The sequence below is a fragment of the Sphingomonas bacterium genome (assembly GCF_903643035.1).
Taxonomy (GTDB): Bacteria; Pseudomonadota; Alphaproteobacteria; order Sphingomonadales; family Sphingomonadaceae; genus Sphingomonas.
On sequence record NZ_CAHJWW010000084.1, the window covers coordinates 1 to 10,378 of the forward strand.

Here is a 10,378-nt window from a genome sequence, read left to right on the forward strand (position 1 = left end):
AAGCGGTCGTTCAGCTCGACTTGGCCGCGTCCCGATAGGAGGCGTTCATTTAGGTCGGATTCGTTTGTCTTCGCATGGTTCTTTGGCAGCTGACTCTGATGCATAATGATATACACTACCAGGTTCAGCTGCCGGAAAGCGGCTTGGTTCAACACCGGACTGGGCCAAAGCGGCGGCCAGCAGCGCTGGCGGCTCCTCACGAGGCTCATCGCTCAAGGGGAAGGTTCCCCAGTGGATACCGAGTGCATGTCGGGCACCCACGTCGGCGAAAATCCGCACCGCCTCGGCCGGATCGGTGTGTTGCGGAGCCATGAACCACCGAGGGGCATAGGCGCCGATCGCCAGTAGAGCGACGTCGGGCGCGCCGTGTCGATGGCGCAAGTCGCGGAAGATGGCACCGTCGCCGTAGCCCGTGTCACCGGCGAACCAGACGCTGCCATTCCGACTGGTCTTCAGGTAGTGCCCGGCCCACAGAGCCATTCGTCGATCGCGAATGCCGCGAGCCGACCAGTGGGTGGCCGGGGTCAACGTCGTGGCGACGCCGGGGGCGATCTCGATCTGGTCGTGCCAGTCGCCCACCGCGATCCGCGCGTCGTGCACGGCAGCGCGGATGATCGTGTCGTTGCCGAGCGGCATGACCATCAGCGGGGCATGTGCTGCGTGCAGCCGGCCAAGCGTCATGAGGTCAAGATGGTCGTAGTGGTTGTGGCTGACCAGCACCACGTCGATCGGCGGGAGATCGTCGAACGCAATGCCGGGTACGGTAACCCGCTCGGGACCGAACGCCGCAAACGGACTAGTCCGATCCGACCAGACTGGGTCTGACAGCAGGTTGATCCCCGCCACCTGGATCAGGACGGTCGCATGACCGACCATCGTGATGCGCAGACGATCGACTCGCGCGTCGGGCTTCACCCGCCGCACTGCAACCGATTTAGGCCAATCCGATCGGGGAGCACTCAACCGCCAGCGGAGCAGGTCGAATAGCGACCGGTCGGTGGTCGGCTGACCGGGGTTGAAGAAGCGGAGCCCGTCGAAGTGGTCGCTCTCGGGGCCGTGATAGTAGCGGTTCCCGGGCATCGGGGTTTGTCGATTATCGCCCGAGCGGCGACGCGGCGTAGTCTGCCAGTAGCGCCGCAGCGTGGTCATAGATGGCGACGGCCCCGGCACGTCGAAGCACGTCATCGGCGAACCCGCCGGACCGCAGGGCGATCGCTGCGATGCCGCACGCCGCCGCGGCTTCGACGTCGTACGGCGTATCACCGACGACCATCGCCTCGCTGGGCCCGACGTCGGCCAGCTTGCGCAGTGCGGTCGCGAAGATGTCGTGTGCCGGCTTGGTCCGTTCGACATCGTCGCTGCTGGTGGTGACCTCGACCAAATCGCGTGCGTCGAGCAGGTCGAGATAGTGATCGAGCTCCGCCTTTGACGCCGACGAGGCCAGTGCGACGCGCTGTCCACGGCCATGGGCATGGGCGAGCAGATCGTGTGCGCCTGCAAAGGGCCGCACTCGGTGAAGATAGGTGGACTTGAAGATCTCGCCGTGCACTTGGCCGAGCGCAACCTGGGTCGCCTGGTCCGCGTCGGGAAGTAATGCCGGGACGAGCATGTCCGTACCCTTGCCGATCTGATCGTGGATCGTTTGCCGGTCGAACTCGACACCGGCCGCCGTGAACGCCTCCTGCCAGGCAAGCACGTGCAGATCGTTGCTGTCGACGAGCGTGCCGTCGATGTCGAACAGGATCGCCTTGATCGGCATCGTCAAGCTCCCGGTGCGTAAGCTCACGCCGCCAGCAGCGCGCGACGACAATGCTCGAGGTAGGCTGATTCATGAATGCCGACGAGTTCGACGACGCTCGACCACAGCCACGACGGGGCATCGAGGCTCTTCGATCGCTGGTGGAGGGCACCGGCCCACTCGTCTCGCTGGTGCGCGTCGAGCTGCCGCCCATGGGCCCGGCCGACGACAGCGGCGAGCGACCAGGCGACGGCGCGAGCCTCTTCGGCAGCAAGACCGTCGAGCTCGGTCTTGAGGTCCTGTGGCATCAGCTCGCGGACGACCACCGCCGCGTTGCCGAGGCGGCCAGCGGCCATCCGCTCGCCCAGGTTGGGCGACAGCGCCCGCGCGCCGGTGACGACGCGGAGGGCATTGTCGCGCGGCATCTCGGCATCGGGAGCGCGCGGCGCGGCGGCCTTGGTCGCTTCCTTGATGTCGAGCAGCGATAGGTCGTCGTCGCCCTGCCGCACGATCGCAGCGTAGCGCAGCCGGCCGAGCGAGCTGCACCCCTTCATCCAGTAAGCCGCGTCGAGCAGCTCGAACGGTGTGTCCTTATCGCTGCCGATGATGGCACTCCAATGTTGCGCCAAGGCCTCGGACGCGAGCATGTCAGCGAGCAGCCTGCGCTCGTCCTTGTCCATCGGCCAGTACTTCGACCCGAGCGGAATGACCGGCCGCACGTCCTCGATGCGTTCTTCCGCCAGATGCTTCCACCGGCGCCGGCCGGCGAGGCGCAGCAGCTTCCGCACCGGCTCGGGCTGGGCATCGATCGCTTTTGCCGGGTCGGTCAGGCCGGCGACGTAGCCGGCGGCAATGGCCTCAATCATCCGCGCGGTTACGCCGCCCGGCAGGTCGAACCCGCGCGCGGCCGCCGCCAGCGACAGGGCGAGGCGGATGATGTCGTGCGCCGGATTGCCGATCACGGTCTGATCAAGATCGCGGATTTGGATCGCGACGTTGCCATCGGTGTCAGCCAGCGGACCCAGATTGCCGAGGTGGCAATCCCCGCAGATCCAAATCGACGGACCGACGGGAACCTTGCCCTCGCTCTCGGCCAGCCACTCGTAAAACTTGACCGTGCTGCCGCGGACGTAAGCATGCTGCGAGCGGGCCATCTTCAGGTTGCGCGTCCGCGCAAGAACCTCCGCCCGGTCGCCGATGGCGACAACTTTGTTCTTCATCGAACCGATCTATTCTCGCCCACCAATGTCCGTTTGGGCATGCCAGCCGAACACAGTTCAGGCCATCGGTAATAATGTCGCGCTGTGTTGCAGCGGAAACGGTCAGCGGGCAGCCACATCATTCGACGATCATGCATCGCTTGCGCGAGCTCGAGACGGCTCGCCCCATAGTCGGTCATTCGGCGGCACCGAAAAGTAACCCACATATTGCCGCTCATTCACCTAACCGGCAGCACACGTTCGTCCGCACCGGGCCTGACCCAATCTCGGACGATGCAGGCTAGTCCTGCTCGACGCCCCAGCACGCCTTCTAATCGAGCTGATGTCCGGATTTGGAGCTAGACAGCGTTTTCCTGATCGGCGCATGCTGAGAACTGGCTCGGCGACCTTCGATGGGACGATTACAATGCGACATCATCTGCTTTTCGCCACCGTTGCGGCGGTTGCCGGGGCAAGTTCGGCCTCGGCGAATCTGCTCGGTGACCCCGGGTTCGAGGCAACGGCACTCTCGGGACAGCAGCTCGCGACGTATTACGCTGGCCAGAGCTTTGGCGGTGCGTGGACCGTCGCCGGGGGCCAGGTGACCGTTGTGCCGACGACCTATACCGAAGGCTCGGGCCCGCCGATCGTATTTAATGCGCACGGCGGCAATAATTGGCTCGACCTAACCGGCCTCGGCAATGCCGGTCCGACCGATGGCATCTACCAAGACATCGCAACAACCGCCGGGCGACGTTACGATCTGAGCTTTTATGTTGGTAATGCAGATACGGACGGCAACGAGGCGACCTTCTACGCCGATCCGTCGACGGTGAACCTTTCGATCAACGGCGGCGCTTACACACCGTTCATCAACGCCGATATCACCGAGAACCGCGACAACTGGAAATTCTTCGCCACCAGCTTCATCGCGAGCGGACCATCGACGCGGATCGCGTTCTTCAATGGCACACCATTGACCGACGACGCCAACGGTGTCGATGACGTATCCCTGACCGGCGGTATTCCCGAGCCGGCAAGCTGGGTGCTGCTGGTCACCGGGTTCGGTGCCGTCGGTTTGATCGGCAGGCGACGGCAGCGGACGGTCGCCGCCTAACCGTGACCGCCTAATGCGACTGACAGGGCATGATCGCGACCCGTCCGGCAACATTCGGCGAGCCCCGCAAGGGCTCGAAGCTCATTAGTACGGAGCCCGAAATACACTTGTTAGATGACCCACAAAGCGACGCCGGCGCTGCTTAGGCGTGGCGCAAAAGCAGTCGTTCTTTCACCCTGCCGAAATCCGTAATCGCTCTCCTACCGCGCGGGCGTGTGCTTCTAAACTGCGACTTGATACACCCGTGCGGCGAGGTGCGGCTGAGCGTACGGCTATCGCCCAGTTGTTCTTGATTTAGGCCGTCGAGCACTAGAATCAGCAGGCAGGGAGGCATTCCTAGCGTTGGACGCGCCGCTTTCGGAGGGCGATGCCAAAGGGCGGGTTCTTCGCGACGTGGCGGATCATGTCTCGGCGGTGCGCCCCGAACCGCCCCCGGCGATGTCGGCCACGCCCGCCGCAGCGGTCGCCACCGCCGTAGCACTCGCGACTGCCGCCGCCTCTTCCGCCGCCCAATCGACTGGCGGCGGTTCGATGCGCCTTGAGATGCGTCGCGTCGATCATCAGCTGGTCCGGCTTGCCGCCCTTGGCCGCCAGCGCGGCGAAGATGCGGTTGAACACGCCCAGCCGGCTCCAGCGGATGAAGCAGTTATAGATCGTCTTGTGCGGGCCGTACTCCGCAGGTTAGCCGATTAATAGGTCCTGAGCCTAGCGAGTGGAATCCCGGCAGACATGCTGGACCGAGCAGCTCCCTTTTCGGCATCATGTCAATCGAGCAATCGCAGTAGTTCGCGGCTGTGTTACGCTGCGACGCAAACTGCATAAGGGGCGTCGCATCACCAAGCTAGACTCCATGCGTCCCAATCGACCGAGACGTTGAGGAGCTTTACCTTCCAGTATTTCGATGCTGCGCTAACACCATCCCCATGTCGGCCTTGAAGGCCCAGCATGTTTCGCGCGAGCCATGAGCGCGAACCAGCGTACTAGACGGCGAGTACGAACGAGCGGCGGCGCGCGGCCGCGCCAACCAGGCCAAAGCCGGCGACCATGAGCGCCCAACTCACCGGCTCGGGCACCGTGCCACCAGTGGCGCCAATGTTAGCGATGTCCGGGCCGACGTGTGCGGCGTCGGGCGTCTGGGCGAGAAAGCCGGTTATCAACGTCCCCGTGCCCTGTGCGAGCGTGTCGCCTGAGCCAAACGCGGCAATGATCCACGGGTGGGTGATAAAGGTCGGCTGGACATAGTCACTCATTGCAGCAAGCGTCGTGTAGAAGACGCGATTGCCCGAATAGTTGATCCAGTAGACATCGACTGCCGTGCTCAGGTGGTTGACAAAATTAATCGACGCCGGGGTCGTTCCCGACGTCGAGACGAATGTCGTATCGAGCAGCACGGGATCGAGCTGCGGCAGGACGACAGCGTTGGCCGCCGTATAACCGACGACAGCAGCTGCCGTGGCCAGCATTAACTTCATCATCTTCAAGTCCCCCGTACGCTTATGATGCGTGTCTAGCCAGTGTCCTGGCCGAACCGGTTCAGGCGGCAAGCGCTGTTTGCCGGCGACGAGCGGTGAAGCCGATTGCTCCGAAGCCAGCGACGAACAATGCCCAAACGGACGGCTCGGGCACGCCGGGCGCGGCGGTTGCGATCGTAAAGTTGGCATTGATCGTTACCGGACCGTGAATCGTCGCCCCGGGCGTCAAGCCAACATTGTTCTGAGTACAGGTGGCGACACCGGTGCAGGTTGGCGCGGTGAAGGCAAACGAATAGCCGGTGCCCGCGATGAAGTTGCCACCGGCAACCAGCGAAATTGCGTATTTCTGGCTCGGCGTATTAAGAAAGAGTGTGACCGAAGTACTCGGGTCGAGGAAGTCATAGTAGAAGAAATTAAGGCTACTTGGGTTAGACTGGGCAAATGGCGCGGCCGGACCCGCTTGCGGCGTGTCGGGGCCAGCATACTTGGTGATGAATGAATATGTGCCGCTATCAAAGCCCGCATCGCCACTGGTGATCGCACCGGAAAACGTGAAGGTCGACGTCAGGCCATCGAAGGTGCTCGCCCCCTGGCCAACCTTGAAGCTACCGACGCCCGATGAAATCGGACCCTGCCCGTAAAGCGTAAGCTCCTGCGAGCCAGCACCCAAACTGATCGAAATCGCACCCGCTTGGGTCGCACCGGCAAGCGCAACGACAACTGCGGCAAAGCGTGACGAGAACAACATGACATCCCCTTTTGCCATCAGCCCACGCTTGGGCTCGGCTTCCAAGACCTTATTATAGCCGACGTTTTCGACGATTACCGTCTCCGACGTTCACAAGGCTCTTGGTTGGTGCCACGGAGCCGAGCCGAGCACATCATGCAAATGGACTAACTCACAAAAAATTCAGATCTGCTTTACCTTTGTGTAGTAGCGGGCAGGTGTCCGGCAGGCCACGACACGGTGGTGTTGAAGCAAGGCAATCGATCAGGTGATTGTAGCTGCCAATGCCTGCTCACATCGGCATGACGTGGGGGCAACTTAAGGGCGATGAGCGCGGAGCGCTTGGAGCGACTGACAGACCGTATTTACGACGCTGTCGCTGAGCCGGCAGCGTGGCGGGAGGTGCTCGCTGAGCTTGCCGACTTGGCGGGCGCGGGTCAAGCGATGTTGCTGACAGCCAGCGTTGTCACTGGTGCAAGCGATGCAGTATTCTATGGGAACGTGGATCGCAGCGCCCCCGCCGAATTTCACACCTATTATTCGGCGATCAATCCGCTAACGCGGATGGGGGACCCGAGCCGGTACTTGGCAGTATGGCAGCCGACGATCATTCGTGACGAGGACATCCTGCCCCGTGAAGCGCTGCAACGCACCGAATATTATAATGATTTTCTCCGCCCGCTCGGGGCTGAGCACGGTATTTACCTGCGGCTCGAGCGGCGCGGAGAGATCGTGACCAACATAAGTCTCGGACGCTCTTCCGCACGCGGCCGTTTTGGCCAAGATACCGATAAGGCATTGTCTCCGGTTTATTCGCACCTCAAGCGCGCTGCGGCGCTTCGATGGCGTTTTAGAGAGCTGAGCCAGTTCACGGCGGCGACCACTCTGGCGCTCGACGCCGCTCCCGAAGCGGCGTTATTGCTGGATGCCGTTGGTTGCGTCGTCTATGCGAACGATGCCGCGGAACGGTTGCTGGCCGATGGCACGCTGCTACGGAGGTCGGGTCGTTGCTTGATCGCCTTTGCGCCCCGGGTAGCCGCGGCGTTGGCCAGCGCGATTGCGGCTGCGACCAAGCCGGGCGAGCGGCGCGGCGGGGTCGTGGCGCTGGTTGGGACCGACGGGCATCGCGCGGGCGAAGCCAGTGTTTTGCCGCTCTCGCTGGATGCAGCTCTGGCGGCGAACGGTCCAGCGGTGCTAGTGCGGATCAGTCCACTGGCCGATGTCGGGCGGACTAACGAGGCGATGGACGGCTTCGGGTTGACGCGCGCCGAACGTGCGCTGGCGCTCGCGCTGATTGACGGCCAGTCGCTACGGCATGCGGCAGCAGCACGCGGCGTAAGTATCAATACGGTTCGATGCCAACTCGCGGGACTGTTCAACAAGACCGGCGCGCGGCGCCAAACAGAATTGGTCGCGCTGCTCACCCGCGAGAACAAGGCGCTCCGCACTTGCGATGCGGGCTGCGTGTGATAATTCGCAGGACATCTTCAATTCCGCCGACGTTTCTGCCTCCCCACTCCAAAAGAACGATCAGCGCGCTCGAGCGCTTCCTAAATTCCGCCATCCATTTAGATCGGCCAAACGCGCGCCTAGGCGTACGAGCGTGCCGACGATCTGGCGTGCGGATCATAAAAGTCTTGCCTCGTAAACCCGATACGTCTACGCAACGGTCATGCTCAAGCGACGTTTGGCGCTCACGGTTCTCGCTGCCACCCTCAGCCTCACGGGATGTGGGAAAAATTTTTCCGATGGCTGTCGACAGCATACAGGAGACGGTTTCTGCGCTGATCCCGGCAAAGACAAAGATGGCAAGCCGCTCAACTAGCTAGGTGCTCCCGACTTGCCTACCAAGAGCCGTCGATCGATCCATCGACCCCATAAGCCGACGTCCGACGCCGCCTCGCGGCTTCCCATTACCGGCCACTCGTTCAGCAGTAACGCTTCCTGCGCGCGCGCTGAGACAAGTCGGATCACCGCGTAGCTTGGTCGTGTGAGTGGCCAGCGCGTAGCAAGCGCGTCACCTAAGTGACTCTCGACAAACCACCGAAAAGAGCTACCACTTCAGCTTGGCGGCGGCAGCCGGTCTTTACCAGCACCGCCCGCACTTGATTGCGGATCGTAGCTACTGAAAGGCCGAAATTGGTAGCGATCTCCTCGACCGATCGACCGGCGCTCAGCTCGCGTGCGACCCGCGCCTCGGCAGGTGTCAGGTCGAATAGTGACTGCACTAGCTCGATCGCTGGCGCGTTCGCTGGAGCGACGGGCGTCAGAACGAGGACGCCGGCGCACCGGACGAAGATGTCGCGCGCCGTCTCGCGAACCGGCACGATGTGCGCCACCATGGCAGCCGCACCGTCCCCCACTCTGACCGCGAACGACCGGACCTCTCGCGGCAGGCTGTCCGGAGCCCCAAGGGCTGCGATAGCCCCAAGGAGAATGCGGTTGGCGGCCGGATCGACAAGAGCGAAGCGATCGCGCGCTTGCCATTGGAGGGCACCGGCCAACCCCTCAATCAGCGTATTGGTCGCCAGAACGCGCCCGGCAGCATCAAACACCAGTGCGGGAATGCCGAGCAGAGCGAGAGCCTTGCTGATCGACTGCGCCCGCTGCAGGCGCAATCGGGTCGAGATCAATGCACTTCTGGCAAGGTGAGGACGTAAGATGTCGAGTTGGTCAACCACGGCAGGATTGACCGGGCCCAGCTTGCGGTCGCGTTCGAAGGTGATGACCATCGTCTCGACTGTTGGCAGGGGGATGGTCGTGGCGACAGCCCAGCCCAGTCCAAGCGGCCAGAGAACTTCGCGATAGAGCGGGTCTTTGCCCATCTCGGCCTCGTCCCGGTAGCCTGCCTGGTCGGTCGAGAAGCCGCTATGCTGCAGCTCGACTAACCGCCGGAAGCGTTCTCCACAGTTCATAAGGCCAAGGCGCTGGAGGGCGTCCCAAACCTCGGCCATGCTATCCAAGGCAGCCCAACCGAGGACCTCGCCATCGGCGGTGAGCAGCGATCCACCCCGCGCGGCGGCGATTGTCGATATCTCGTCGAGGACGCCCGGCCAGGAATCGGGAACGAAGGCACATTCGTAGATTCGGTCGATCAGTTCCTGATACATGCTTCACCCGCACGAAGACGGCGATCGTCTGGCGCGACCAGGCAGCAGTGAGCCGTCGCCTTCAAGCCCTTCCTGCCGCAACAAAAAACCGCGTCGTTTGATCCATTTTGATCATGCGTCGGCGGCGCGTCGGCTGCATAATAGATGCGCAGGGTGACGGTAACTATCCGGTCTTTGGCTTCGTTTCTTTATGTTTGGGGGCAGCTATGATCCGCATGATGGCCAAGGCATTGGCTACACTCATCCTCGCCACCGGCGCGGGAGCAGCATGGGCGGTGCCGGCGGCGGTCGGCTCGACGAACTGTGGGCTTGGCGCCTACTTCGGCAACCCAGAGTCGTGCAACTCCGGTTTTGTTCAAGCGTCGCGAAGCCTCAGCCCCGATGCGTCCGTCTCGACCTATCTGGATTATCCAGGGAGCGCGTACTCGGGGCCAAACGGCGGCGGCGCCGAAATCACGTATTACTATACCGTAACCGGCCCAAATCCTTTCGCTGTGCTTCCGATCGATGTCGATTACAGGCTGGCAGGCGCCAGGAACAGCACGGCGGTCGATTTTGAAGCGCAGATCGTTGTTCAGCCCAACTTCACTAATGGTGTCGGCGGCGACTCTCGAACGCTGTGCACCTATCCGTTTTTTGCCATCTGTTCGGCGGGCATGTCGGCCAGCGATGCCGGTACCATTCACGTCTTCTCATCGGTTAATGAGCTCGGATCGATCTATATCAACGCTCAAATCGGTGCCAGCTATCTCGCTTTCGAGCAGACGGGATTCGCCTCAGTGGATCCGTTCATCCACATCGATCATAGCTTCGCCGACTTTGCGAGCTATTCGATCGAAGTGAGCGACGGGGTAAGCAACGTTCCGGCCACAGGGGCCGTTCCGGAGCCAGCAGCGTGGGCGACGATGAATATTGGCCTGAGTTTGGCTGGTGGTGTGCTTCGCGTGCGGCGACGTCGCCAGAAGCATTGCATGCAAGCAGCTTTTGGCTGATTTGCGTTGAGAATTTGACCCCA

At 62.4% G+C, this 10,378-nt stretch carries 9 protein-coding genes and 1 pseudogene; 3 read left to right on the forward strand and 7 right to left on the reverse strand.

Annotated features, from left to right (window positions below; genetic code table 11):
• Nucleotides 1-45 precede the first annotated feature (45 nt).
• Genes HUV01_RS07230 through HUV01_RS07240 form a run of 3 tightly spaced genes read right to left on the reverse strand, consistent with a single transcriptional unit; the run spans nt 46 to nt 2,958 of the window.
• Nucleotides 46-1,149, reverse strand: coding sequence for an MBL fold metallo-hydrolase (locus tag HUV01_RS07230; protein ID WP_368040004.1), 1,104 nt, complete (start codon nt 1,147-1,149; stop codon nt 46-48).
• Entirely contained in the window at nt 1,094-1,759 is a 666-nt protein-coding gene (locus HUV01_RS07235) for an HAD family hydrolase (RefSeq protein WP_174297629.1), read from the reverse strand. Before HUV01_RS07235 ends, HUV01_RS07230 begins: the two co-directional genes overlap by 56 nt.
• A gap of 23 nt (nt 1,760-1,782) precedes the next feature.
• On the reverse strand, nt 1,783-2,958 hold the full coding sequence (locus HUV01_RS07240) for a DUF2252 family protein (protein WP_174297630.1): 1,176 nt from the start codon (nt 2,956-2,958) through the stop codon (nt 1,783-1,785).
• Nucleotides 2,959-3,322: 364 nt separating this feature from the next.
• On the opposite strand from HUV01_RS07240, the gene HUV01_RS07245 reads away from it, so the two are divergent.
• The gene (locus HUV01_RS07245) at nt 3,323-4,054 is read left to right on the forward strand and encodes a PEP-CTERM sorting domain-containing protein (RefSeq protein WP_174297631.1); all 732 of its coding nucleotides are present in this window, start codon (nt 3,323-3,325) and stop codon (nt 4,052-4,054) included.
• A gap of 516 nt (nt 4,055-4,570) precedes the next feature.
• On the opposite strand, the pseudogene HUV01_RS07250 reads toward HUV01_RS07245, so the two are convergent.
• The 3 genes and pseudogenes from HUV01_RS07250 to HUV01_RS07260 all read right to left on the reverse strand — a co-directional run.
• Nucleotides 4,571-4,735, reverse strand: a pseudogene (locus HUV01_RS07250) (transposase); the annotation flags it as partial.
• A gap of 299 nt (nt 4,736-5,034) precedes the next feature.
• Nucleotides 5,035-5,529 (reverse strand): PEPxxWA-CTERM sorting domain-containing protein, encoded by a 495-nt coding sequence (locus HUV01_RS15130; RefSeq protein ID WP_254606453.1) that lies wholly within the window; start codon nt 5,527-5,529, stop codon nt 5,035-5,037.
• Nucleotides 5,530-5,587: 58 nt separating this feature from the next.
• Nucleotides 5,588-6,319, reverse strand: coding sequence for a PEP-CTERM sorting domain-containing protein (locus HUV01_RS07260; RefSeq protein WP_174297632.1), 732 nt, complete (start codon nt 6,317-6,319; stop codon nt 5,588-5,590).
• A 261-nt stretch (nt 6,320-6,580) separates the two neighbouring features.
• Here HUV01_RS07260 and HUV01_RS07265 point away from each other — a divergent pair, with 261 nt between their 5' ends.
• Complete coding sequence (locus HUV01_RS07265) at nt 6,581-7,723, forward strand: helix-turn-helix transcriptional regulator (RefSeq protein WP_174297633.1); 1,143 nt, start codon at nt 6,581-6,583, stop codon at nt 7,721-7,723.
• A 551-nt stretch (nt 7,724-8,274) separates the two neighbouring features.
• On the opposite strand, the gene HUV01_RS07270 is transcribed toward HUV01_RS07265, so the two are convergent.
• Nucleotides 8,275-9,363: a helix-turn-helix transcriptional regulator gene (locus HUV01_RS07270; RefSeq protein ID WP_174297634.1), complete on the reverse strand. Its 1,089-nt coding sequence runs from the start codon at nt 9,361-9,363 to the stop codon at nt 8,275-8,277.
• Between the two features lie 113 nt (nt 9,364-9,476).
• Between HUV01_RS07270 and HUV01_RS07275 the strand changes: the two genes are divergently transcribed.
• The gene (locus HUV01_RS07275; RefSeq protein ID WP_217430943.1) at nt 9,477-10,355 is read left to right on the forward strand and encodes a hypothetical protein; all 879 of its coding nucleotides are present in this window, start codon (nt 9,477-9,479) and stop codon (nt 10,353-10,355) included.
• The last annotated feature ends 23 nt before the right edge of the window (nt 10,356-10,378 follow it).